The following is a 22666-nucleotide window of genomic DNA, read 5'->3' as shown; positions in this document are numbered from 1 at the left end:
GGCAGGATTTAACCCATCAAATGTCGTAAGATCTCGTCGTCCGTGCTGACATTGTTCTTCACCCGAACCATGTAGCGGTCGCCGGACTTGCCGAATTCGCAATTATAGAGCTTTGAACCGTTGGCGCTGACCTCGACGCCGATATCGTCCTGCTTCAGAGCCTGGAACGGGATGACATCACCGGCCACCAGCTTGGAAATCGTCCTGAGCGTCAGTGTTTCAAGCTTGATGCGCGCCTCGAGCGTGACCTGCGACCGCTTCACCTGCTCCGAGATCATCTCCATCCACTCTTCCTGCTTCTTCAGCGCCTGGGCTGAAGCCTTGGGGGCGACGATGGAGGTCTTGAGCAGCGGCCGCTGCGGCACGATGAGAGAAAACTCCGAGGATACCTTGCCGATATCGATCTTCATGCGGATGGTCACGCCGTAGAGGCCGGCAATCATCTCGTCGAAGGCGCTCTTTCCATTGGAATTGAAGGGCGGCTCAATGGTCGCTTCAAAACCGCCCGGCGCATTGACGCCGGAGCGCAGCACGCCGGCGATGCGGCCGAGAACCATGGCCGCCAGATCGAGCTCGATATGAGAGAGGCTGCGCTCATCGGGTTCGCCGATCGCATCCGGTGCCGCACCGAGCATGCGCTCCATCAGCGCGATGACGAAGCCGTTGCCGACCGTCATCATGAAGTTGGGGCACCAGTTGCGCAGCGAACAATCGGCTACCGAAACATTCTGTCCGGCATTGGCGATGAGGTCGGTCATCAGCCCCGATTCGGAACCGATATATTCAACGGCGATCGCGATTCCGGTCTCGCTGTGAAAGATATCGGGCAGGAATTCGCTGTAGAGATGGCCGATATCGGAGCCGATCTTGGCGATCGTCTTGCGATCGGAAAGGCCGCCTGTGAGTTTTGCCAGCAGTGCCGTGTCGATGGCAGGGGCTCTTTGCGCTGCAGCTTTTGCCATGGTCATGCCGCCTTGTTTTCGCCGCCGGGATTCATCATCTCCTGTTCGACGGCGTCAATCGACGGCCGCTCATAGTTGGAGATGGTCTTGCGGCCATATTCAAGCGCGACCTGCGGCACCGAGCCGTTCATGTAGGCGATCAGCGTCTGCTTGACGATGATGTAGAGGCGATGCTGCTTGGTGCGGACGATCTTGACCTGCGATGCGAGCGGATTGCAGATCGAATAGGACAGGATGATGCCGAGCATGGTGCCGACGAGTGCGGCGCCGATCAGGCCGCCCAGCACCTCAGGCGATTCGTTGATCTTGCCCATGGCCTTGATGACGCCGAGAACCGCCGCGACGATACCGATGGCGGGGAAGGAATCGCCCATGGTGGTGATCGCATGGTAAGGCTTCAGCTTGTCATGGAGGATCGTCTCGATTTCCTCATCCATCAGCGCCTCGATTTCGTGGCTGCGGGCATTGCCGATGATGATCAGGCGGACATAATCACAGATGAACGAGGTCAGTTCCTTGTTCTTCAGGACAGAGGGTGCGCTCTGGAAGATCGAGGATTCCTCGGGATTGTCGATATGGGCTTCGATCTCGTTGCGCGATTTCGTGCGCAGATCACGCATCAGCGAATAAAGCACGCCGAGCACGTCGAGATAGTTGCGCTCCTTCGGAACCGAATGCTTGAAGGCCTCGCCCAGCGCCTTGCCCGAGTCCTTCACGACCTTCATCGGGTTCGCCATGATGAAGCCGCCGAGACCGGCGCCACCGATGATCATCAATTCGAACGGCTGAACCAGCACGTTGAGATGACCGCCCATCGCCATATAGCCGCCGATGATGCAGCCGAAGGTGATTATAAGTCCAATTACAATATTCATTGATCGACCACGCCCGAACAGTGTTCCATGACGCCATCTCTAGAAAATGTGGCTTGCGTGAACCTGTCCGCAATGCCTCCTGCGCCACCCTCGCCTCAGCCAGTTTCGCACAAGCAAGCCGCGACATTATGCCGACAAGGGCGGACGTGCGCCCTGAAATCGGGATCAAACGAGAGCGGCGGTTCAGTGACTTCCACCTACACCAGCTACAGACTGATCAGTCAGGATATCGGCAAGTCGCTCGAGCGGGTGTCGAAGCAGCCTGACGTGACGCGCGAGACCGAATATTACCGCGAAAAGATCGGAAGCGTGAAATCCATCGACGATTTCATGGCCGATACACGCCTTTACAATTACGCGCTGAAAGCCCACGGCCTGGAAGACATGGCCTATGCAAAAGCCTTCATCCGCAAAGTGCTGACGGAAGGGGCGAGCGACAAGAACGCCTTCGCCAACAAGCTCTCCGACAGCCGTTATGCCGACCTTGCAAAGTCGCTGGATTTCGCGAGCCTTGGAGCTGCGGCAACCGCGACCGAGGCGGCCAAGACCGGCGTCATCAGCAAATATGCACGCCAGACGCTGGAGCAGGAAGCGGGCGACGACAATAATGGCGTCCGGCTCGCCCTTTATTTCGAGCGCAAGGCGCCGACAATCAAATCCGGCCTCGATTTTCTGGCCGACGACGCGCTGGCGCAGGTGTTCCGCACAACGTTCAATCTTCCCGACTCATTTTCCGCGGCCGATGTCGACAAACAGGCCGCACTTATCGAAAAGAGCATCAATATCAAGGATCTGCAGGATCCCGAAAAGGTGGGAAAGCTGCTCGAGCGTTTCACCATCATGTGGGAAATGCAAAACCCTTCCACGACCTACGATCCTCTTGCCGTTTTCGGCTCCTCCAGCGGCTACGGCATTTCCCCCGACCTGCTGATTTCCATCAACTCCCTGAAACTCGGAGGCAAATGATATGCAATCCGGACTATACGTCGCCCTGTCCTCGCAGATCGCGCTGGAGCGCCGTCTCACCACCATTTCCGACAATATGGCGAATGTGAACACGGTCGGTTTCCGCGGTTCCGAGGTAAAATTCGACGCGATGGTTGCCAAGAACCACAATGACATGAACGCCAAGGTCGCTTTCGTATCACAGGGCAACGACTATCTCTCCACCCGCCAGGGTGCCTTCGAGCAGACTGGGAACTCCTTCGATTTCGCCATCAAGGGCGATGCCTGGTTCTCGCTGGATACACCTGATGGTCAGATTTTGACGCGCGACGGCCGTTTCACCATGCGCCCGGATGGCGCACTGATCTCGTCCAGCGGTTACCCTGTCCTCGATGCCGGCGGCGGCCCGATCCGGCTCAATCCGAATGGCGGCCCGATCACCGTCGGTCTTGATGGAGCGATCCGACAGAACGAAAACATCGTCGCCTCGCTAGGCATCTTTCAGGCCGATTTTTCGCAAGGGTTCCTGCGCCACCCCAATAGCGGTGTGAAGCCCGTGGCCCAACCGGTTCCAGTCGTCAACAATCACGAGGTCGGCGTCGTTCAGGGTTATCTCGAGCAGTCGAACGTCAACGGCATTTCCCAGATGACGCAGCTCATCCAGGTCAACCGCGCCTTTGAGAGCATTTCCTCGTTGATGCGCGACACCGAATCGACCTTCGGCGAGGGCATCAAGACGCTCGGCGGCGCGCGTTGAGGAACTGACGGATGACAATGCCGGAATCCATGCTTTCGGAATCCAAGCCCTCTGGCTGGGCCATTTCGCCGAAGCTCGCCCAGCTCGCCAGCCTTGCCGGGCACTATGCCGATCCGGAGTTTTCGGTGGCTCATGGCGGCCATGTCCGCACCATCGCCGCAGGGCACTACACAGTATCAGGCCTGTCGCGTCACGTCAGGCTCGGCGAATTCGTTGCCCATCGCAGCGCCACCGGCATTCATCTCGGCGAAGTCGTGCGCGTGGAGCCGGACATCTGCTATGTCTGCCCCATCGAGCCCGGCGAGCCGATCGGCATTCATGACGTCGTGATCCGCAAGGGTGCCTTCCGCGTCTCGCCCGACGATAGCTGGTGCGGGCGCACCATAAATGCGCTTGGAGAACCGATCGACGGCCAGGGACCGCTGGCTCCCGGCCTGGAACGCCGTTCGATTTCCAACAATGCGCCACCCTCAATGACCCGTAAAAGGGTGGAGACACCCTTCAAGACGGGTGTCCGGGCCATCGATATATTCTCCCCGCTTTGTCTCGGGCAGCGTCTCGGTATTTTCGCCGGTTCAGGCGTCGGCAAATCCACGCTGCTATCGATGCTCGCCAAGGCCGACGCCTTCGACAAGGTGGTGATCGCACTTGTCGGCGAACGCGGACGCGAAGTGCGAGAGTTCATCGAAGACACGATGGGCGAGAATATGAGCAAGTCCATTGCCGTTGTCGCGACGAGCGATGAAAGCCCGATGCTGCGCAAGATGGCACCGCTTTCCGCCGTTACCATCGCCGAGCATTTTCGCGATCAGGGCGATAATGTCCTTCTCATCATCGACAGCGTGACGCGATTCGCCCATGCGATCCGCGAGGTGGCGGTGGCTTCCGGCGAACCGCCGGTCGCACGCGGTTACCCCGCCTCGGTCTTTACCGAACTGCCGCGGCTGCTGGAACGGGCGGGTCCGGGCGCCGAAGGAACCGGCACCATCACCGCCATCGTCTCCATCCTTGTGGATGGCGACAATCACAACGATCCGATTGCCGATTCGACCCGCGGTATTCTCGACGGCCATATCGTGCTGGACCGCAGTCTCGCCGAAGAGGGGCGATATCCGCCGATCAATCCGCTTGCCTCGATCTCGCGTCTTGCCAAGAAGGCCTGGACGCCGGATCAGGAGAAGCTGGTGTCGCGCCTCAAGGCGCTGGTGCATCGCTTCGAGGAAACGCGCGATCTTCGCCTCATCGGCGGTTATAGGCCCGGCACCGATCCCGATCTCGACATGGCAGTGAAGCAAGTTCCGATCATCTATGAAACACTAAAACAGCTGCCGGACGAACCGGCGGCACAGGATGCCTATGCTGACCTCGCCACCGCCCTGCGTGGCGGCGCGCAGAACGGTCAGCCGCAGGTAACCCCGAGAATGAGAGGCTGACCCCGTGAAGAAAAAGCGGAACAACGATAGCCACGATGAAGACGTGCTGCCCAGGCGCGTATTCTTTACACCCGACCGTATTCTCGCATGGACGGGCATCGGGCTTGCTGCTGCGGCAGCCTTCTTTCCCTGGTATGTCTTCTTCAATGAGGAAAAATTCGGCATGAAGGTGGCGGGCGGCGATCGCACCCGCGATCTGCCCCATACCGGCCCGCGGGAAGTCTTCAGTGTTTCGCCCATGGCCATGACAAACCGCAACAAGGAAGACACCCCGCCGCCGGCCGAGCTGCCGGACATGCTTACGACGGCAACCGTCAATGCAGGCGGCAAAGAAAAACAGAACAATCTGGCAGCCGGGGTCGAGGACCAGCCTTTCCCCGGCCAGACATCCTTCCGTCTGCTGCACGTCTCCAATGGCCGCGCCCTGATCGAAGACAGTTCGGGCATGTATATGGTGAGGGTCGGCTCGACCCTGCCTGATAATGCGCTGCTGACGAAGATCGAGCAACGCAACGGCGAGTGGCTGATAGAAACATCCTCTGGAAAAACCTATCACCCCGAAAAATAAAAGAATTTTCTCCCGATCAAAAGGCGCGCCGCATCTGCTGACGCGCCTTTTTTCTTTGTGCGGGCAGCGCATCCATACGCCTTTTTCTGTCGCGGTACCCCGTCATCCCTCCCCGCAAGTCTGACGCAAGATTAGCCCCGTAGGTTCGGGCCATACGAGATGGAGAAGTCTATGCAACCGATTCAACTGTTCGATCTGGCATCCCGCCAAGCGGAATGGCTGAGCGTGCGCCAGGAAGTCGTGGCGACCAACATCGCCAACGCCAATACACCCAAGTTCCGCGCAAAGGATGTAAGCCCCTTTGAATCGGTGATGCAGGCCACCAGCCAGCAGGTCGGTATGGCGAGGACCAATCCTGCCCACTTCGGCGAAAGCACGCTCAGCGACAATATCGCGGTGCGCGATAACCCGGTCAATAACGAGATCGGCATGCAGGAATCGGGCAATTCGGTCGCGCTTGCGGAAGAAATGACCAAGACCGGCGAGATCAAGCGGCAGTACGACCTGAACGCCAGTCTCGTCAAATCCTTCCATCGCATGATGCTGATGACGGTTAAGAGGTAAACCATGGATCCCTTGAGTGCGGCGAGCAAGATCGCGGGCAGCGGTTTGGAAGTGCAGTCCACGCGACTGCGCATTGTGTCCGAAAACATCGCCAACGCCCGATCGACCGGCGATACGCCCGGCGCCGATCCCTATCGTCGCAAGACCGTCACCTTCGGTTCCGAGCTCGACCGCGTCAGCGGCGTCGAGCGCGTGAAGGTGAAGAAGCTCGGTGTCGACCGTGGCGATTTCGTCAACGAATACGATCCCGGCAATCCGGCCGCCGATAGCAACGGCATGGTGAAAATGCCGAACGTCAACGTCCTGATCGAAATGGCCGATATGCGCGAAGCAAACCGCAGCTACGACGCCAATCTTCAGGTCATCCGCCAGACACGCGACCTCGTCGCCTCCACAATCGACCTTCTGAAGGCATCGCAATGATCGACGGTATCAAGCAAGTCAGTTCCCTCTCGCTCACGCGCGGCGCAAGCGGCGTCTCCTCGTTGACGGAAGGCCTTTTCGGCAACTCGCAGCAGACGACGCCCGCCCAGCAGACGGGTCAAAGCTTCGCCAGCGTTCTCGGCAACGTATCGATGGACGCAATGAACAATTTGAAGAAGGCCGAAGTTGCCTCCTTCGAAGGCATTCAGGGCAAGGCGAATACGCGTGAAGTGGTCGACGCCGTGCTTTCGGCCGAACAGTCACTGCAAACCGCCATCGCGCTCCGTGACAAGATCGTGTCGGCCTATCTCGACATTACCAAGATGCAGATCTAGCCCAGCAGGAATATTGACATGAGAGCTCTTGCCATCGCTGCCACCGGTATGGACGCCCAGCAGACCAATCTGGAAGTCATCGCCAACAACATCGCCAACATCAACACCACCGGTTACAAGCGGGCGCGTGCGGAGTTTACGGATCTTCTCTACCAGACCGAGCGCATGCAGGGCGTGCCGAACCGCGCCAACCAGGCCATCGTGCCTGAGGGCGCCAATATCGGCCTCGGCGTGCAGACTTCTGCCGTGCGCAACATCCACACCCAGGGCAATCTGATCGAAACCGGCAACAAGCTCGATGTCGCGATCATCGGCCAGGGCTGGTTCCAGATCGAGGCGGCCGACGGTTCGACGCTCTACAGTCGTGCCGGCTCTTTCAACAAGAATGCCGACGGCAATCTGGTGACGGTCGATGGCTATAACGTCATTCCGAATATCAATATCCCGACGGATGCTCAGGACATCACCATCACCCGCACGGGTCAGGTGACGGCGCGCATCGGCAATGCTGCTGACTTCACGCAGCTCGGCCAGCTGACCATCGCCAATTTTGCCAACGAAGCCGGCCTCAAGCCGCTCGGCGACAACCTCTTTGCCCAGACGCCGGCGTCCGGTGCTGCGGTCGTCGGCGTGCCTGACGATCCGAGCTACGGCTACGTCAAGCAGTCCTACCTCGAAGGCTCGAACGTCGATGCCGTCAAGGAAATCACCGACCTCATCACGGCGCAGCGCGCCTATGAGATGAATTCCAAGGTCATCACGACAGCTGACGAAATGGCTACGATTGTCAGCAAGAACCTGAAGTAAGAACGGAAAGGCAGGCGAACATGAGGTTTGGCCGGAACAATAGCAGCTACAAGACGGCTCTCGTCCGTATGTGCCTCGCGTCTGCTTTTTCACTGGGGGCACTTGCCCCTGCCCTTGCGCAGGCTCCGATGGCGCTGGTTCCCACGCGCACGATCTATCCGGGCGAGACGATCTCGCCCGACCAGGTGAAGCCGGTGGAGGTGACCAACCCCAACATTTCCGCTGGTTATGCGAGTGATATCAGCGAAGTGGAAGGCATGATCTCCAAACAGACCCTGCTTCCCGGCCGCACAATCCCCATCGCGGCGCTGCGCGAACCGTCTCTGGTGGTGCGCGGCACGAGCGTCAAACTCGTTTTCCACATCGGCAACATGACGCTGATGGCGTCCGGAACGCCAATGAGCGACGGTTCGCTCGGCGAGGTCGTCAGGGTACGCAACATCGATTCCGGCGTGATGGTCAGCGGCACCGTCATGAAGGACGGAACCATTCAGGTTATGGCGAAATGAAAGTGCTTCGTATCCTCTGTGCGGCTCTGGTCATTTCGGCCCTGCCCTTCCTCTCGACGCCGCCCGCCCAGGCCGACACGTCCCGTATCAAGGATATCGCATCCCTGCAGGCAGGACGCGACAACCAGTTGATCGGCTACGGTCTCGTCGTTGGTCTGCAGGGCACGGGCGACAGCCTGCGCTCCTCGCCTTTCACCGAACAGTCCATGCGCGCGATGCTCCAGAACCTCGGCATCACCACGCAGGGCGGCCAGTCCAATGCCAAGAACATTGCCGCCGTGATGGTCACGGCCAATCTACCGCCGTTCGCAAGTCCCGGCAGCCGCGTCGACGTCACCGTCAGCTCGCTCGGCGATGCCTCCTCCCTTCGTGGCGGCAACCTCATCATGACGTCGCTTTCCGGTGCGGACGGGCAGATTTACGCCGTCGCGCAGGGGGCACTGATCGTCAACGGTTTCTCGGCCCAGGGCGATGCCGCAACGCTGACGCAGGGTGTGACCACCTCTGCCCGCGTGCCGAACGGCGCCATCATCGAGCGGGAATTGCCGTCGAAGTTCAAGGACTCGGTTAATCTGGTCCTTCAGCTGCGCAACCCGGATTTTTCGACGGCGGTGCGCGTCGCCGATGTCGTTAATGCCTTTGCCCGCGCCCGTTATGGCGAACCGATCGCCGAACCGCGCGATTCGCAGGAAATCGCAGTGCAAAAACCCCGCACCGTCGATCTGACGCGGCTGATGGCGGAAATCGAGAACCTGACGGTGCAAACCGACACACCCGCCAAGGTCGTGATCAACGAACGCACCGGCACGATCGTTATCGGCGCGGATGTGCGCATTTCGCGCGTTGCCGTGAGCTATGGAACGCTGACCGTGCAGGTGACCGAATCGCCGCAGGTCATCCAGCCCGCACCGTTCTCGCGCGGCCAGACCGCCGTACAGCCGCAGACGGATATCATGGCATTGCAGGAAGGCAGCAAGGTCGCCATCGTCGAGGGTCCTGATCTTCGCACGCTGGTGGCCGGTCTCAACAGCATCGGGCTCAAGGCTGATGGTATCATCGCCATCCTGCAAGGCATCAAATCCGCCGGCGCCCTTCAGGCGGAGCTCGTGCTGCAATGATGAAAGCTCAGAGGAAAAATGCATTGTCGAACGGCTTCGTCCGCTTTGCGGCCGTCGCATCGCTGCTGTTCCTGCTGCCGGCCGCTGGCGCCGAGAGCCAGCAGAATGTGGTGTCGGAACTCAGCACGCAGGACGAGATTCAGAAATTCTGCACTAATATTGCCGATGCGGCCCGCGATCAGCGTTACCTGATGCAGAAGCAGGAGCTTGAAAAGCTCCAGTCTGATGTCAACGAGCGCATATCCGTGCTGGAAAACCGCAAGGCGGAATACGAGGATTGGCTGGCGCGCCGCGAGCATTTCCTCGATCAGGCCAAAAGCAATCTCGTCAATATCTACAAGACGATGAAGGCGGATGCCGCGGCACCGCAGCTCGAAAAGATGCATGTGGAAATTGCAGCCGCCATCATCATGCAGCTTCCGCCGCGCCAATCGGGCCTCATCCTCAGTGAAATGGATGCCAAGAAAGCCGCAACCATCGCCGGCATCATGTCGCAGGCAATCGATAAGAACACTTCGAAGGATCCAACATGACCCCGCGTCTCCCGGCCCTCCTCCTGCCGCTTGCCCTGCTTGCCGGCTGCCAGAACAACCAGACCCTGAAGGAAATCGGCAACGCGCCTGCGATGAGCCCGATCGGCAGCGGTCTGCAATTCAGCCAGACGCCGCAGATGGGCATGTATCCCAAGCAGCCAAAGCACATGGCCAGCGGCTATTCGCTGTGGAGCGACAGCCAGGGTGCGCTGTTTAAGGACCTGCGCGCGCTGAACATCGGCGACATCCTGACCGTCAACATCCAGATCAACGACAAGGCCGATTTCGACAACGAAACCGAGCGTAACCGCACCAATTCCAGCGGTTTGAACTGGAAGGCCAAAGCGCAGATCCTTGGGTGGACGCCGGACGCGGATTCCAACATCAAATATGGCTCCGACACCGACACCCAGGCCAAGGGCAAGACCAAGCGCTCCGAAAAGCTGACACTTATGGTGGCTGCCGTCGTGACCGGTATTCTCGAAAACGGCAACCTCATCATCAGCGGCTCGCAGGAAGTGCGTGTGAACCATGAAATCCGCATCCTCAACGTCGGCGGTATCGTCCGGCCGCAGGATGTCGATGCTCAGAACATGATCTCCTATGAGCGCATCGCCGAAGCGCGCATCTCCTACGGCGGTCGCGGCCGTCTGACGGAAGTGCAGCAGCCTCCGGTCGGGCAGCAGGTCGTCGACCTGTTCTCGCCGCTCTGACGCCGGCACACGGGAACGGACTGACCCATGGAAAACGAACAGGCAGAGGGCAAGAAGAAATCCTCCCCTCTGGTCATGACCATCGCAGGCGTTGCTATCCTCACCCTGCTGGGTGCTGGCGGCGGCTGGCTCGTGGGTGGCATGATCGCCCCGAAAGTCGTCGCAACGGAGGCCCATGCCACCGCTGCAGCCGGCGGCCATGGTGAGAAGAAGGGCGATGGCATCGAGAAGATCTCGGCCGAAGCCAACGGTATCGTCCAACTCGATCCCATCACCACCAATCTCGCTTACCCTTCTACCAACTGGGTGCGGCTGGAAGTGGCGCTGATGTTCAAGGGGCCGGTGGAGGTGGGGCTGGCGGAGGATATCCACCAGGATATCATGGCCTATGTCCGCACGGTTTCCCTACAGCAGCTGGAAGGGCCGCGCGGCTTTCAATATCTTAAGGATGACATTCAGGAACGAGTTGACCTGCGCTCTCAAGGGCGCGTATCCAAGGTCATGTTCCGGACCTTTGTGATCGAATGATTCGATTTCTTATAACCATTGCCGTTCTCCTTGCCTTGCCGGGTCTTGCCAATGCCCAGCAATTTCCGACTGATCTGTTCAACACGCAGATAGACGGTTCCGTTGCGGCATGGATCATCCGCACTTTCGGTCTTCTGACGGTTCTCTCCGTCGCACCGGGCATCCTGATCATGGTCACGAGCTTTCCGCGCTTCGTGATCGCTTTTTCGATACTGCGGTCCGGCATGGGGCTCGCTTCCACGCCGTCGAACATGATCCTGCTGTCGATGGCGATGTTCATGACCTTCTACGTCATGTCGCCCACCTTCGACAAAGCCTGGACCGATGGCGTGCAGCCGCTTTTGCAAAACCAGATCAACGAACAGCAGGCCATAGGGCGCATTGCGGAACCCTTCCGCACCTTCATGAACGCCAATACGCGTGACAAGGATCTGAAGCTGTTCGTCGATATTGCCCGCGAACGCGGCCAGGAAGTGATGACCGACAACGTCGTCGACTATCGCGTGCTGGTTCCCGCCTTCATGCTGTCTGAAATCCGGCGCGGCTTCGAGATCGGTTTCCTCATCATCCTGCCGTTTCTGGTCATCGATTTGATCGTCGCCACCATCACCATGGCCATGGGCATGATGATGCTGCCGCCCACCTCCATCTCTCTGCCGTTCAAGATCCTGTTCTTTGTGCTGATCGACGGCTGGAACCTGCTTGTCGGCAGTCTCGTCAGATCGTTCAACTGACGGGCACTTGTGCCGGATTGACACCCATTAACCTTGTTTTTTAACCCCGTGCGCCGAAGGCCGCGGGGTTTTTGCTTATTGATGCTTTGTTTACCATTTTTACTAGCCATCGGCTAACTATATTCATAAATATAAAAGTTACCATTTAAGTAAATCAAAAAGTAACCATAAGTATCCTACAATATTTCTTAACGCTCAAATTAATAATTGCGCAATTTTTCCCTGCGAAGTTCTGACTACACGCAGCGGGTTTGGTTTCCGAAACTAAGAATTTCTGGACCGAGTGGCATGAAGCCGAAACGTTGCGACCGGTAATACACAAACCCGGTATGTCCCCACTCCAGTATCTCGTAAAAACAAGGGACACATTTATTATGGCAAGCATTCTGACCAACAACAACGCAATGGCCGCTCTGTCGACGCTGCGTTCGATCGCTTCCGACCTGTCGACCACGCAGGACCGCATTTCTTCCGGCCTGAAGGTTGGCTCGGCTTCGGACAACGCTGCTTACTGGTCGATCGCGACCACCATGCGTTCCGACAACAAGGCTCTCGGCGCCGTTTCCGACGCGCTGGGCATGGGCGCCGCCAAGGTTGACACTGCCTCTGCCGGTATGGACGCCGCCATCAAGGTCGTTACCGACATCAAGGCCAAGGTCGTTGCCGCCAAAGAACAGGGCGTTGACAAGACGAAGATTCAGGAAGAAGTCTCTCAGCTTCTCGACCAGCTGAAGTCGATCGGCACGAGCGCTTCCTTCAACGGCGAAAACTGGCTCGTTTCCACGGCCAACGCGACCAAGACGGTTGTTTCCGGCTTCGTTCGTGACTCTGGCGGCACTGTAAGCGTCAAGACGACGGACTACGCTCTCGACGCCAACTCCATGCTTTACACGGAAGGCACCCCGGGCACGATCGACGCGAACTCCGGTATCCTGAACGCTACCGGTGCGACGACGACTGTCGGCGCCAAGACCTACACGCAGATCTCCGTTCTCGACATGAACGTCGGCACCGACGATCTCGACAACGCTCTCTACTCCGTTGAAACCGCTCTGACGAAGATGACCAGCGCCGGCGCCAAGCTCGGCTCGCTGTCTGCACGTATCGACCTGCAGACCGACTTCGCCAGCAAGCTGTCCGACACCATCGAAAAGGGCGTTGGCCGTCTCGTCGACGCTGACATGAACGAAGAGTCCACCAAGCTCAAGGCTCTCCAGACGCAGCAGCAGCTGGCAATCCAGGCTCTGTCGATCGCCAACAGCGACTCGCAGAACATCCTGTCGCTGTTCCGCTAAGAACTGAACTTCTCATAGCCCTTCGGGGCTGGGGGACACATTTCTTCCCACAGGCAATCGGGGGCTGACCGAGCGCAGACTGGGATAGAAAGCATAAAGGTCCGAAAGGCTGAATCGGACTGAATGCATTAATGAGGCCGCATCCGGAAACGGGTGCGGCCTTATCTTTTTTTTAAACTTTTGGGGTTACGCGCGCGTGCGCGCGAAGGTTGCATCTTTAATTTTGCCGATGCTGAATTTCTTTCTCCGCTTATCAATTCATTAACCAAACCCGCGTTACCTAATGCTCATCGAAACGGCGAGCTAACGTTAAAAATCAGCCAGTTAGCAGGCATGATGCTGTGCGCCGTTCCCCGGTGAAACCGGAATGTCCCTTCTTTAATCAGCCATTCAAGGGGCACACTACCATGACGAGCATTATCACGAATGTCGCAGCAATGTCTGCGCTCCAGACCCTGCGCTCTATCGGCCAGAACATGGAAACCACCCAGGCCCACGTTTCCTCCGGCCTTCGCGTCGGCGACGCTTCTGACAACGCTGCCTACTGGTCGATCGCAACCACCATGCGCTCCGACAACATGGCTCTCTCTTCCGTTTCCGACGCTCTCGGCCTCGGCGCCGCCAAGGTAGACACCGCTTCTGCCGGTATGAACTCGGCAATCGACGTCGTAAAAGAAATCAAGGCCAAGCTGGTAACTGCAACTGAAGAAGGCGTTGACCGCTCCAAGGTTCAGGAAGAAATCGGCCAGCTGCAGAAGCAGCTCGCATCCATCGCACAGGGCGCTTCCTTCTACGGCGAAAACTGGCTTGTTGGCGTGTCGACGCTCGGCGCAGCAACGCCTGGTACGGACCCGGACAAGTCGGTCGTTGCCGGTTTCGTTCGCTCTTCCGGTGGCGCCGTTAACGTCACGACCACGAAATACGCTCTCGACAGCACCGCAACCGGCAACACGCTGTTCGGCGCCGTCGACTCCGCCGGCGTTCCCGACACAGCCGGCATTCTCGGCACGGTTGGCACGTTCACGACCGTTGCTGCCCAGTCTGTCTACACGCTTGATATCACCCAGTACGCAGCCGCTGATCGTGCCACCAACATGGCAGAAGCCCTGACGCTGGTTGAGAACTCGCTGAAGGCAATGACGAGCGCTGCAGCAAAGCTCGGCTCGCTCTCCATGCGTATCGGCCTGCAGGAAGATTTCGCTTCCAAGCTGTCCGACTCCATCACCAAGGGTGTTGGCCGCCTCGTAGACGCCGACATGAACGAAGAGTCCACCCGCCTCAAGGCCCTGCAGACCCAGCAGCAGCTCGGCGTTCAGGCCCTGTCTATCGCCAACAGCGACTCGCAGAGCATCCTGACGCTCTTCCGTTAATCGGTGGCTTCCGTCGAAAAAATCAACCGCGCCGAAAGGCGCGGTTTTTGTTTGTCCAGCGTCCTGCGAAATTAAGAAATTTTTCAATTAAGAGTTCATTAACCAAATCACGGCTAAATCAGCGCATCGAAACGACTCGTTAACCAAGACGAAAAAGAGGTTAACAGGCATCACGCCGCGGTGTCGTTTCCGGCGATCCCGGAATGTCCCTTCCTTTTAGCCAGCTCAAAGGGGCAATTATGACAAGTATTCTCACAAATGTCGCCGCCATGTCGGCGCTTCAGACCTTGCGCGCCATCAGCGGACAGCTTGAAGAAACCCAATCCAGAGTGTCTTCTGGCCTGCGGGTCAAAAGTGCGTCCGACAATGCCGCCTACTGGTCGATCGCGACGACGATGCGCTCCGACAACATGGCTCTCTCCGCGGTTCAGGATGCGCTGGGACTCGGCGCGGCCAAGGTGGATGTCGCTTATTCCGCGATGGAAAGCACCGTCGAAGTCGTCAAGGAGATCAAGTCGAAGATCGTTGCCGCAACCGAAGAGGGTGTCGACAAGACCAAAATCCAGGAAGAAATCGATCAGCTGAAAAAACAGCTTGAATCGATTGCGCAAGGCGCATCTTTCAGCGGCGAAAACTGGCTGCTCGGCACAGGCGCAAAGACCGTCGTTTCCGGTTTCGTGCGTGATGGCAGCGGCACCGTCAGTGTGACGAAAACGGATTACACGCTTGTCGACACTACCGCCGGCACGACAAACGCCAATGTGCTTTTCGGCCTGACGGGTTCACCCGCGACGCTCGACACGACCAAGGGCATCATCGGTCAGCCAGGCACAGCATCCGGGATTTCCGTATGGGATATCGATCTCAAACTGTTCAATTCTGCAACGCCGCCGACCTATACTATCGGTAATCTTCTCACCGATGTCGAAACAGCATTTCAGTCGATCAGCAGCGCGTCGGCCGCTCTCGGTTCGATCAAGATGCGCATTGGCCTCCAGGAAGACTTCGTTTCGAAACTCACCGACTCGATCGACAAGGGCATCGGCCGTCTTGTCGATGCGGACATGAACGAAGAGTCGACCAAGCTCAAGGCTCTTCAGACACAGCAGCAGCTGGGCATCCAGTCGCTCTCCATCGCCAATACCAGTTCCGAAAATATCCTGTCGCTATTCCGCCAGTAAGCGGCGCCCGTTGGCTACGGGCGGTTTCGTCCCGCTCTGGCAGCAACAGAATATTCGGATATGGAGACCGCGCTTCGAAAGAGGCGCGGTTTTCCGTTTGCTGACGATTGCCCGGCACGCACATGCGCAAACCGATGCAGACGATCGGCTCAACAACCACGTAAACTTTTGAATTTCGGAGAGAAATGGTGCTGCTAGAGAGATTTGAACTCTCGGCCTCTCCCTTACCAAGGGAGTGCTCTACCCCTGAGCTATAGCAGCATCCGGTGCCGAAGCGTTTGCTTCAGCATCAAGCGTGGCGGCCTATTGCCATAGGTTTTTGACGAGCGCAAGTCGCAAAACGATATTCTTCATTCAGCGGGGCAAAAAAGCGTTCCCCCTGTTGAAAAATGCATTTTTCAGATATTGCTCATTCTATGAACGAACATCATGACAAACAGGCAAAGGCAGCGGTTTCCGCCGGCGCGTCCACGGAGGCATCCGCTCCGGCAGCCGATGGCAAGCCGCAGGCGGGGCCCGGCGAAAAGGCGCGCCAGCGCGAGGCGGAGCGCAAGGCGCGGGCGGCGAAGAAGCTTCGTGAAAATCTTTTGAAGCGCAAACAGCAGGTTCGTGCGCGCCGTGCAGGCGAAGAAGACGAGACGATTGGCCTGCCTGCCGCAAAAACGGACGAATCATCCTCATAGACAATTCATCAGCATAAAATTGAAACGCCGCGGAAACTGGTCTAAGGACACGCCTTTCCGCAAGGCATGATAAGAAAGGCGGGCACAGGCCCGTAGGGACGCATGGATCGCATCAGAATAACGGGTGGCAACAAGCTCAACGGCATAATTCCCATCTCAGGCGCCAAAAACGCCGCCTTGCCGTTGATGATCGCATCGCTTCTGACCAGCGACACGCTGACGCTTGAAAACGTACCACATCTGGCGGACGTTGAGCAGCTCATCCGCATTCTCGGCAATCACGGCGTCGATATCTCGGTTAACGGTCGCCGCGAAAGCCAGGGCGAAGCCTATTCCCGCACCGTGCATTTCACCTGCCGCACCATTGTCGATACGACAGCTCCCTATGAGCTGGTCTCCAAGATGCGCGCAAGCTTCTGGGTCATCGGTCCGTTGCTGGCGCGCGAAGGCCGCGCCCGCGTTTCCCTGCCCGGTGGCTGCGCCATCGGCACGCGCCCGGTCGACCTGTTCATCGAGGGCCTGCAGGCGCTCGGCGCGACGATGGAGATCGATGGCGGCTACATCAATGCCAGCGCTCCCAAGGGCGGTCTGATCGGCGCTGTCTACACCTTCCCGAAAGTTTCCGTCGGCGCGACGCATGTGATGCTGATGGCCGCAAGCCTTGCCCGCGGCACTACCGTCATCCACAACGCCGCCCGCGAGCCGGAAGTGGTGGATCTCGCGCACTGCCTGATCGCCATGGGCGCGAAGATCGAAGGCGCCGGCACCTCCACCATCACCATCGAAGGCGTCACCTCGCTTTCCGGTGCACGCCACCGGGTTCTGCCTGATCGTATCGAAACCGGCACCTATGCCATGGCAGTCGCTATGGCCGGCGGTGACGTGGTGCTGGAAGGCACGCGCGCATCGCTGCTGGACAATGCGCTCGACACGCTGCGGCTTGCCGGCGCGACAATCAGCGAGACGGAGACAGGCCTGCGCGTCGTGCGCAACGGCAACGGCATCCAGCCGGTCGATATCGTCACGGAACCCTTCCCCGGCTTCCCCACCGACCTGCAGGCGCAGTTCATGGCGCTGATGACCCGTTCGCAGGGCGTCTCGCACATCACCGAAACCATCTTCGAAAACCGCTTCATGCATGTGCAGGAACTGGCCCGTCTCGGCGCCAAGATTTCCCTCTCCGGCCAGATGGCCCGCATCGAAGGCGTTTCCCGCCTGAAGGGTGCGCCGGTCATGGCGACCGATCTGCGCGCTTCCGTGTCGCTGGTCATTGCCGGCCTGGTGGCGGAAGGCGAAACCATGGTTTCCCGCGTCTATCACCTCGATCGCGGTTTCGAGCGCCTCGAAGAGAAGCTCACCCGTTGCGGCGCGCTGGTCGAACGCGTCAGCGATTGATGTTGAGTCCACGGACTGACGGATGAAAATGCCACCTGGTTTTGAAAGCAACCGGGTGGCATTCATGATAATCGACGCGAGGCGGCGAAGGGAGAATTCTTCGTGAAACCATTTGCCGCCCTGCAAAACGAACCCGCGCCGCAAGGCAGGCATGACGTCTCCATCCTGTCGATCACGCAGGCGACGGCCGCGACATTCTCCGATCTCTTTATCAGCCTGACCTTTCTCTGCTTTGTCCACACTGGCTCAAAACGAGTCATTTGCCCCATCAATGGCGAACTCGTTGCCAAGGAGGGGGATTTGCTGGTTTTCCCACCGGGGTCTCTCGTCACCCTCGAGAACCGGCCGCTGCCGGACGCACACTACCGGGCAGATGGTGTGTATTTCAGCCATGACCTGATCAATTCGGTCTTCACCGATCAACGGCATCCGCCGGAAATACAGATTATCCGGGCGCTTCCGAATGCAGCGGATATTCTGGAGCGTCTTCAGGATACGCTCAATGACAGTGGCCTTCCCCCGCCCATACGCAGGCACCGACTGCGAGAGCCCCTGCTCTGGCTGGAACATCAGGGAATCCGCCTTTCCGCGAGGACGGATGAACAGCTTTCAAGCAAATTGCGGAGTTTGATCGAAAGCGACCCGGGCCGTGACTGGCGCGTGTCGGATGTCGCCAGACGGTTTGCGATGAGCGAGGCAACATTTCGCCGCTCTCTAGCGAGATCAGGTCTCGGCTTCTCGAAAGTCATACAGAATACCCGCCTTGAGAAAGGTCTTGCCTTGCTGCAGACCACTGACACTCCCATCTCGCAGATCGCGCTGGAATGTGGCTTCAAAACGCCATCGCATTTTTCTGATTCTTTCAAAAAACGGTTCGGGATCAAGCCGAAGGCGATAAGATCGGCCGGCGATTGATCGTTTTTCGATAGTCGTTGCATCTCTGCCGGAAGCGCGTACCGCTTGTTGGCAATATTCTTCAGGCGTTATCAACCTCCCTGAAGGAAACAGCATGTCCAGATTTCAAAAGTTTCTTACCGGTTTGACCGTTGCGGCGGCAATATCGGCACCCGCCTTTGCGGGCGATTTCCGTTTGTCCAGCTCCTCCGTTTCGGAGGGAGATCAGCTTGCGGTCACTCAGGTCTTCAAAGGCTTTGGTTGTGACGGCGGTAATCTTTCACCGCAACTGGCGTGGTCCGGCGCGCCGAAGGAAGCCAAGAGTTTCGCCATCACCGCCTATGATCCCGATGCACCGACCGGTTCGGGCTGGTGGCACTGGAATGTCGTGAATATTCCGGCCGACGTCTCGCAGCTTGACGCCGGCGCCAGCGGAAACGGCGGCATGCCCAAAGGATCGCTGGAACTGAAGAACGACTATGGCGCCACGGGATTTGGCGGCGCTTGCCCGCCTCCCGGCGAAGTGCATCGATACATCTTTACCGTCCATGCGCTTGGTGTCGAAAAGCTTGATTTGCCCGAAGGTGCAAGCAACGCCCTCACCGGCTTCATGATCCGCGCCAATACGATCAGCCAGGCGCGCCTTACCGCCGTCTATAACAGGTAATATCGGGACGAAATTGTAAGCCCTGAGGGCGAAACTCCCGTTCCCTGCGTCGCCTGCGCGCCTTAACCGCCGCTCATCGATTTTCCACCTGTTGCAGAGCGGGCCGCGACTGCCTATTTCCAGTACACGAAATAGACATTGCGGCCCGTGGCCCACAGAAAAGGAAAAAACGATGAGCGGCCTGAAATTGCTGGCGCTGGATACTGAAGATCTCTCGATCATTTCGACACATATGCAGGACAGCGTCTTCAAGCTGAAGGATGTTGCCTTCGAACCGAAGCACGGGCAGTTCACGCTGTCCGCCAACCGTTTCGTTTGGGAAAGCACCACCAAAAAGAACCTGCCGCCAGAGCGCTGCCGCACAGTTGTTTTCCTGAAGCGCGTGTCCGCCGTGCGCTCTCAATCCATCAACTTGGCCGACAGGGAGCAGGTGCTTTCGCTTCTGGCGATACGCTTCACACCGAACGGCGAAGGCCCTGATGGCCTTGTGGAACTGGCGCTTTCAGGTGGCGGCACCATCGCGCTTGACGTCGAATGCATCGAGGCGCAGCTGACCGATGTGAGCGGCGCTTGGGAAACCACGACCAAACCGCATCATCCCGACAGCGAATAAGCGTTACGAGCCCTCGCAACGGTTGCCTTTCCTTGCCGTTTCGATTTATGCCACTTACCAGAGCCGCATTTTTCGCGGGCAAGTTCGTGCACCTCGCGGGATCACCCGCGGGGACTATGAAAGGGTAATGGCGTGGCAATCTGGCTGGAGCGGGCATCGGCTGATTTCGAACAGAAATTCGCGGCCTTCCTGACAACCAAGAGAGAAGTTTCCGAAGACGTCAATGCGACTGTTCGCGACATCATCAATGATGTCCGAGATCGCGGCGATGCGGCCCTTGCCCATTATTCCCAGAAATTCGACGGCATTGATTTTACCAAGGTTTCCATGCGGGTGACGGCGGATGAAATCGACGCCGCGTTCTCGATGGTCGATACAAACGTCATCGAGGCGCTCGAACTTGCGGCACGACGTATCGAAAAACACCATGCGCGGCAGATGCCGAAGGATGACATCTACGAGGACGATATCGGCGTGGGCCTCGGCTCGCGCTGGACCGCCATCGAGGCCGTGGGGCTTTATGTGCCTGGTGGCACTGCCAGCTATCCAAGCTCGGTCCTGATGAACGCCGTCCCGGCAAAGGTCGCCGGCGTGGAGCGTGTCGTCATGGTCGTTCCGGCCAATGGCGGTGCAGTCAATCCGGCGGTGCTGGCCGCCGCGCGTATTGCCGGTGTCGAGGAAATCTATCATATCGGTGGCGCGCAGGCCGTCGCCGCACTTGCCTATGGCACGGAAACCATCGCGCCGGTCGCCAAGATCGTCGGCCCCGGCAATGCCTATGTGGCGGCCGCCAAGCGGCAGGTTTTCGGTACCGTCGGCATCGACATGATCGCCGGGCCTTCCGAAGTGCTTGTGATTGCCGACAAGGACAATGACCCCGACTGGCTGGCCGCCGATCTTCTGGCGCAGGCGGAGCATGATCGCGGTGCGCAATCCATCCTGATCACCGACAATGCCGAACTCGGCAAGGCGGTGGAAGCAGCCGTCGAGCGGCAGCTGAAGCGCCTGTCTCGTTCCGAGACCGCGGCGGCGAGCTGGGCGGATTTCGGCGCGATCATTCTGGTCGAAAAACTGACGGACGCCATTCCGCTTGCCAACCGCATTGCCGCCGAGCATCTGGAGCTTGCCGTCGACGACCCGGATGCGCTGATGGCCCACATCCGAAATGCCGGGGCGATTTTCGTCGGACGTCATACCCCGGAAGTGATCGGCGATTATATCGGCGGTTCCAACCATGTTCTGCCGACGGCGCGCTCGGCACGCTTTTCCTCCGGTCTTTCGGTGCTGGATTTCGTCAAGCGCACTTCGATACTGCGGCTCGGGCCTGAGCAGTTGCGCCAGCTTGCACCGGCGGCGATCACTCTTGCCCACTCGGAGGGGCTGGACGCGCATGCGCGCTCGGTCGCCATTCGCCTCAACCCGGAAAGTTAAGCGATGGCTTCAGGCGACTTCCGGCTCTGCGACGTGGTACTGGACGACAGCATCGGCCGGTCTACGCCTGATGTAGAGCACGAACGCGCCGTCGCCATTTTCGACCTGATCGAAGAAAACACCTTTGAGCCTGCCGGGCATGACGGCGGGCCATACAGGCTGCATATATCGCTCGTCGATTCCAAACTAGTCTTCTCGATCAAGACCGAAGACGATACCGATGTCTCCACACATATCCTGTCGCTGACGCCGTTCCGCCGCATCATCAAGGATTATTTCCTGATCTGCGAAAGCTATTACGAGGCGATCCGCTCGTCGACGCCAAGCCAGATCGAGGCGATCGACATGGGCCGGCGCGGTATTCACAATGACGGTTCGCAGACGCTGATGGACCGGCTATCCGGAAAGATAAAGGTGGATTTCGACACGGCGCGCCGCCTCTTCACCCTTGTCTGCGTGCTTTATTGGCGGGGTTAGAGATGAGCGATCCTGCCGCAGCACCGAACGAAGGACGAGCGCCGAAATCGGTTCTCTTTATGTGCGGCATGAATTCCATCCGATCCCCGATGGCCGAGGTGATTGCCAAACGACTGGTGGCGCCCGGCATCTACATTCAGTCGGCCGGTGTGCGGGCGGGCGAGCGCGACCCTTTTGTCGATGCGGTGCTGGAGGAGCAGGGATTTTCGCTCGGCAAACATAAACCACGCACTCTGGACGAGATCGAGGATGATTTTTTCGATCTAATCATTACATTAACACCAGAAGCGCATCACGCCGCACTGGAACTGACGCGCTCGAACTCTCTCGATGTGGTCTATTGGCCCACCATGGATCCTACGGTGACGACGGGCACGCGGGAGCAAATTCTCGACGCCTATCGCGAGGTGCGGGATCATCTTGCAAAACTGATCGCCGAGCGCCTGCCAAAGCGGCAGCAGCCGGTGGCGGATACGCTTTCAAAAGACTGAAAACGGCCTCGGCCTGTGAAAATCGATCGCGATTTTCAAGCCGATGCTTTAGAGGTTCACAAATGTGCCGGGATTGTGTAGTTTCCGCGCAATTTTCCCGGACAGGACACGTCCGGCACTATCAACAGGAAGAAAACCCTTACATGACAAAAGAAGAAGTCCTTGAATTCCCGGGCATCGTAACCGAATTGCTGCCGAACGCAACGTTCCGCGTGAAGCTTGAGAACGAGCACGAAATCATCGCCCACACGGCGGGCCGCATGCGCAAGAACCGTATCCGCGTTCTGGCGGGCGACAAGGTGCTGGTCGAAATGACGCCTTACGACCTGACCAAGGGCCGCATCACCTATCGCTTCAAGTAATCC

Annotated in this window: 28 protein-coding genes and 1 tRNA gene; 26 read left to right on the top strand and 3 right to left on the bottom strand. The window is 58.5% G+C overall.

Annotated elements, in window-relative coordinates:
* Positions 1–8: 8 nt before the first annotated feature.
* Together ACFVTJ_RS05805 and motA are read right to left on the bottom strand one after the other, a co-directional pair.
* Positions 9–968: a FliM/FliN family flagellar motor switch protein gene (locus ACFVTJ_RS05805; RefSeq protein ID WP_386905453.1), complete on the bottom strand. Its 960-nt coding sequence runs from the start codon at positions 966–968 to the stop codon at positions 9–11.
* A complete protein-coding gene (gene motA / locus ACFVTJ_RS05800; protein WP_006313025.1) occupies positions 965–1837 on the bottom strand; it encodes a flagellar motor stator protein MotA in 873 nt (290 codons plus the stop codon). The genes ACFVTJ_RS05805 and motA overlap by 4 nt, the downstream gene beginning before the upstream one ends.
* Before the next feature lie 186 nt (positions 1838–2023).
* Here motA and ACFVTJ_RS05795 point away from each other — a divergent pair, with 186 nt between their 5' ends.
* The 17 genes from ACFVTJ_RS05795 to ACFVTJ_RS05715 all read left to right on the top strand — a co-directional run bounded on the left by ACFVTJ_RS05795 (position 2024) and on the right by ACFVTJ_RS05715 (position 15650).
* A complete protein-coding gene (locus ACFVTJ_RS05795) occupies positions 2024–2803 on the top strand; it encodes a DUF1217 domain-containing protein (RefSeq protein WP_386905451.1) in 780 nt (259 codons plus the stop codon).
* A gap of 1 nt (position 2804) precedes the next feature.
* The gene (flgF, locus tag ACFVTJ_RS05790; RefSeq protein ID WP_386905449.1) at positions 2805–3539 is read left to right on the top strand and encodes a flagellar basal-body rod protein FlgF; all 735 of its coding nucleotides are present in this window, start codon (positions 2805–2807) and stop codon (positions 3537–3539) included.
* A gap of 11 nt (positions 3540–3550) precedes the next feature.
* The gene (gene fliI, locus ACFVTJ_RS05785; RefSeq protein WP_386905447.1) at positions 3551–4972 is read left to right on the top strand and encodes a flagellar protein export ATPase FliI; all 1422 of its coding nucleotides are present in this window, start codon (positions 3551–3553) and stop codon (positions 4970–4972) included.
* Positions 4973–5015: 43 nt separating this feature from the next.
* The gene (locus tag ACFVTJ_RS05780; RefSeq protein ID WP_386906863.1) at positions 5016–5540 is read left to right on the top strand and encodes a hypothetical protein; all 525 of its coding nucleotides are present in this window, start codon (positions 5016–5018) and stop codon (positions 5538–5540) included.
* 171 nt (positions 5541–5711) lie between these two features.
* Positions 5712–6104, top strand: coding sequence for a flagellar basal body rod protein FlgB (gene flgB / locus ACFVTJ_RS05775; RefSeq protein WP_174007312.1), 393 nt, complete (start codon positions 5712–5714; stop codon positions 6102–6104).
* A gap of 3 nt (positions 6105–6107) precedes the next feature.
* Positions 6108–6527: a flagellar basal body rod protein FlgC gene (gene flgC / locus ACFVTJ_RS05770; protein ID WP_386905444.1), complete on the top strand. Its 420-nt coding sequence runs from the start codon at positions 6108–6110 to the stop codon at positions 6525–6527.
* The gene (locus ACFVTJ_RS05765; RefSeq protein WP_174007309.1) at positions 6524–6862 is read left to right on the top strand and encodes a flagellar hook-basal body complex protein FliE; all 339 of its coding nucleotides are present in this window, start codon (positions 6524–6526) and stop codon (positions 6860–6862) included. The genes flgC and ACFVTJ_RS05765 overlap by 4 nt, the downstream gene beginning before the upstream one ends.
* An 18-nt stretch (positions 6863–6880) precedes the next feature.
* Positions 6881–7669, top strand: a complete 789-nt coding sequence (gene flgG, locus ACFVTJ_RS05760) for a flagellar basal-body rod protein FlgG (RefSeq protein ID WP_386905442.1) — start codon at positions 6881–6883, stop codon at positions 7667–7669.
* A 20-nt stretch (positions 7670–7689) separates the two neighbouring features.
* Positions 7690–8178, top strand: coding sequence for a flagellar basal body P-ring formation chaperone FlgA (gene flgA / locus ACFVTJ_RS05755; protein WP_386905440.1), 489 nt, complete (start codon positions 7690–7692; stop codon positions 8176–8178).
* Positions 8175–9296, top strand: coding sequence for a flagellar basal body P-ring protein FlgI (locus ACFVTJ_RS05750; RefSeq protein WP_386905438.1), 1122 nt, complete (start codon positions 8175–8177; stop codon positions 9294–9296). Before flgA ends, ACFVTJ_RS05750 begins: the two co-directional genes overlap by 4 nt.
* Positions 9293–9829, top strand: coding sequence for a MotE family protein (locus ACFVTJ_RS05745; protein WP_386905436.1), 537 nt, complete (start codon positions 9293–9295; stop codon positions 9827–9829). The genes ACFVTJ_RS05750 and ACFVTJ_RS05745 overlap by 4 nt, the downstream gene beginning before the upstream one ends.
* Positions 9826–10542, top strand: coding sequence for a flagellar basal body L-ring protein FlgH (gene flgH, locus ACFVTJ_RS05740; RefSeq protein ID WP_386905434.1), 717 nt, complete (start codon positions 9826–9828; stop codon positions 10540–10542). Before ACFVTJ_RS05745 ends, flgH begins: the two co-directional genes overlap by 4 nt.
* A 27-nt stretch (positions 10543–10569) precedes the next feature.
* Positions 10570–11070: a flagellar basal body-associated FliL family protein gene (locus tag ACFVTJ_RS05735; RefSeq protein ID WP_386905432.1), complete on the top strand. Its 501-nt coding sequence runs from the start codon at positions 10570–10572 to the stop codon at positions 11068–11070.
* On the top strand, positions 11067–11804 hold the full coding sequence (gene fliP / locus ACFVTJ_RS05730; protein ID WP_386905430.1) for a flagellar type III secretion system pore protein FliP: 738 nt from the start codon (positions 11067–11069) through the stop codon (positions 11802–11804). The genes ACFVTJ_RS05735 and fliP overlap by 4 nt, the downstream gene beginning before the upstream one ends.
* Before the next feature lie 374 nt (positions 11805–12178).
* The gene (locus tag ACFVTJ_RS05725) at positions 12179–13099 is read left to right on the top strand and encodes a flagellin (RefSeq protein ID WP_386905428.1); all 921 of its coding nucleotides are present in this window, start codon (positions 12179–12181) and stop codon (positions 13097–13099) included.
* A 407-nt stretch (positions 13100–13506) separates the two neighbouring features.
* Positions 13507–14469, top strand: a complete 963-nt coding sequence (locus tag ACFVTJ_RS05720) for a flagellin (protein ID WP_386905426.1) — start codon at positions 13507–13509, stop codon at positions 14467–14469.
* Positions 14470–14708: 239 nt separating this feature from the next.
* Complete coding sequence (locus tag ACFVTJ_RS05715) at positions 14709–15650, top strand: flagellin (RefSeq protein WP_386905424.1); 942 nt, start codon at positions 14709–14711, stop codon at positions 15648–15650.
* Positions 15651–15836: 186 nt separating this feature from the next.
* Here the strand turns inward: ACFVTJ_RS05715 and ACFVTJ_RS05710 are convergent.
* Positions 15837–15911, bottom strand: a tRNA-Thr gene (locus ACFVTJ_RS05710).
* A 155-nt stretch (positions 15912–16066) separates the two neighbouring features.
* Between ACFVTJ_RS05710 and ACFVTJ_RS05705 the strand changes: the two genes are divergently transcribed.
* From ACFVTJ_RS05705 to infA, 9 genes are all read left to right on the top strand, one after another.
* Positions 16067–16333, top strand: coding sequence for a hypothetical protein (locus tag ACFVTJ_RS05705; protein ID WP_386905423.1), 267 nt, complete (start codon positions 16067–16069; stop codon positions 16331–16333).
* Positions 16334–16435: 102 nt separating this feature from the next.
* Positions 16436–17728 carry a UDP-N-acetylglucosamine 1-carboxyvinyltransferase gene (murA, locus tag ACFVTJ_RS05700; RefSeq protein WP_386905421.1) on the top strand — a complete coding sequence of 431 codons (1293 nt, stop codon included), beginning with the start codon at positions 16436–16438 and terminating at the stop codon, positions 17726–17728.
* A 102-nt stretch (positions 17729–17830) separates the two neighbouring features.
* Positions 17831–18643, top strand: a complete 813-nt coding sequence (locus ACFVTJ_RS05695) for a helix-turn-helix transcriptional regulator (protein ID WP_386905419.1) — start codon at positions 17831–17833, stop codon at positions 18641–18643.
* Positions 18644–18737: 94 nt separating this feature from the next.
* Positions 18738–19289, top strand: a complete 552-nt coding sequence (locus ACFVTJ_RS05690) for a YbhB/YbcL family Raf kinase inhibitor-like protein (protein WP_386905417.1) — start codon at positions 18738–18740, stop codon at positions 19287–19289.
* Positions 19290–19461: 172 nt separating this feature from the next.
* Positions 19462–19902 carry a DUF2948 family protein gene (locus ACFVTJ_RS05685; protein ID WP_386905415.1) on the top strand — a complete coding sequence of 147 codons (441 nt, stop codon included), beginning with the start codon at positions 19462–19464 and terminating at the stop codon, positions 19900–19902.
* Between the two features lie 132 nt (positions 19903–20034).
* Positions 20035–21333, top strand: a complete 1299-nt coding sequence (hisD, locus tag ACFVTJ_RS05680; RefSeq protein WP_386905413.1) for a histidinol dehydrogenase — start codon at positions 20035–20037, stop codon at positions 21331–21333.
* A 3-nt stretch (positions 21334–21336) separates the two neighbouring features.
* A complete protein-coding gene (locus ACFVTJ_RS05675; RefSeq protein WP_386905411.1) occupies positions 21337–21810 on the top strand; it encodes a UPF0262 family protein in 474 nt (157 codons plus the stop codon).
* A gap of 2 nt (positions 21811–21812) precedes the next feature.
* The gene (locus ACFVTJ_RS05670) at positions 21813–22301 is read left to right on the top strand and encodes a low molecular weight phosphatase family protein (protein WP_063949684.1); all 489 of its coding nucleotides are present in this window, start codon (positions 21813–21815) and stop codon (positions 22299–22301) included.
* Positions 22302–22444: 143 nt separating this feature from the next.
* The gene (infA, locus tag ACFVTJ_RS05665) at positions 22445–22663 is read left to right on the top strand and encodes a translation initiation factor IF-1 (RefSeq protein ID WP_004432473.1); all 219 of its coding nucleotides are present in this window, start codon (positions 22445–22447) and stop codon (positions 22661–22663) included.
* The last annotated feature ends 3 nt before the right edge of the window (positions 22664–22666 follow it).

Origin of the sequence: Agrobacterium sp. NPDC058088 (genome assembly GCF_042885035.1) — a bacterium.
Taxonomy (GTDB): domain Bacteria; phylum Pseudomonadota; class Alphaproteobacteria; order Rhizobiales; family Rhizobiaceae; genus Agrobacterium.
Note: the sequence above shows the minus strand (reverse complement) of the source record. Positions and strands in the feature narration are given on the sequence as shown.

Coding starts and splice junctions, on each gene's coding strand:
- fliI (WP_386905447.1), top strand. CDS start 3,551: ATGACAATGCCGGAATCCATGCTTTCGGAATCCAAGCCCTCTGGCTGG.
- ACFVTJ_RS05715 (WP_386905424.1), top strand. CDS start 14,709: ATGACAAGTATTCTCACAAATGTCGCCGCCATGTCGGCGCTTCAGACC.
- ACFVTJ_RS05720 (WP_386905426.1), top strand. CDS start 13,507: ATGACGAGCATTATCACGAATGTCGCAGCAATGTCTGCGCTCCAGACC.
- murA (WP_386905421.1), top strand. CDS start 16,436: ATGGATCGCATCAGAATAACGGGTGGCAACAAGCTCAACGGCATAATT.
- motA (WP_006313025.1), bottom strand. CDS start 1,837: ATGAATATTGTAATTGGACTTATAATCACCTTCGGCTGCATCATCGGC.
- infA (WP_004432473.1), top strand. CDS start 22,445: ATGACAAAAGAAGAAGTCCTTGAATTCCCGGGCATCGTAACCGAATTG.
- ACFVTJ_RS05670 (WP_063949684.1), top strand. CDS start 21,813: ATGAGCGATCCTGCCGCAGCACCGAACGAAGGACGAGCGCCGAAATCG.
- ACFVTJ_RS05745 (WP_386905436.1), top strand. CDS start 9,293: ATGATGAAAGCTCAGAGGAAAAATGCATTGTCGAACGGCTTCGTCCGC.
- ACFVTJ_RS05675 (WP_386905411.1), top strand. CDS start 21,337: ATGGCTTCAGGCGACTTCCGGCTCTGCGACGTGGTACTGGACGACAGC.
- flgF (WP_386905449.1), top strand. CDS start 2,805: ATGCAATCCGGACTATACGTCGCCCTGTCCTCGCAGATCGCGCTGGAG.
- ACFVTJ_RS05750 (WP_386905438.1), top strand. CDS start 8,175: ATGAAAGTGCTTCGTATCCTCTGTGCGGCTCTGGTCATTTCGGCCCTG.
- flgH (WP_386905434.1), top strand. CDS start 9,826: ATGACCCCGCGTCTCCCGGCCCTCCTCCTGCCGCTTGCCCTGCTTGCC.
- flgA (WP_386905440.1), top strand. CDS start 7,690: ATGAGGTTTGGCCGGAACAATAGCAGCTACAAGACGGCTCTCGTCCGT.
- ACFVTJ_RS05735 (WP_386905432.1), top strand. CDS start 10,570: ATGGAAAACGAACAGGCAGAGGGCAAGAAGAAATCCTCCCCTCTGGTC.
- flgG (WP_386905442.1), top strand. CDS start 6,881: ATGAGAGCTCTTGCCATCGCTGCCACCGGTATGGACGCCCAGCAGACC.
- ACFVTJ_RS05705 (WP_386905423.1), top strand. CDS start 16,067: ATGAACGAACATCATGACAAACAGGCAAAGGCAGCGGTTTCCGCCGGC.
- ACFVTJ_RS05725 (WP_386905428.1), top strand. CDS start 12,179: ATGGCAAGCATTCTGACCAACAACAACGCAATGGCCGCTCTGTCGACG.
- flgC (WP_386905444.1), top strand. CDS start 6,108: ATGGATCCCTTGAGTGCGGCGAGCAAGATCGCGGGCAGCGGTTTGGAA.
- ACFVTJ_RS05685 (WP_386905415.1), top strand. CDS start 19,462: ATGAGCGGCCTGAAATTGCTGGCGCTGGATACTGAAGATCTCTCGATC.
- ACFVTJ_RS05765 (WP_174007309.1), top strand. CDS start 6,524: ATGATCGACGGTATCAAGCAAGTCAGTTCCCTCTCGCTCACGCGCGGC.
- flgB (WP_174007312.1), top strand. CDS start 5,712: ATGCAACCGATTCAACTGTTCGATCTGGCATCCCGCCAAGCGGAATGG.
- ACFVTJ_RS05805 (WP_386905453.1), bottom strand. CDS start 968: ATGACCATGGCAAAAGCTGCAGCGCAAAGAGCCCCTGCCATCGACACG.
- ACFVTJ_RS05690 (WP_386905417.1), top strand. CDS start 18,738: ATGTCCAGATTTCAAAAGTTTCTTACCGGTTTGACCGTTGCGGCGGCA.
- fliP (WP_386905430.1), top strand. CDS start 11,067: ATGATTCGATTTCTTATAACCATTGCCGTTCTCCTTGCCTTGCCGGGT.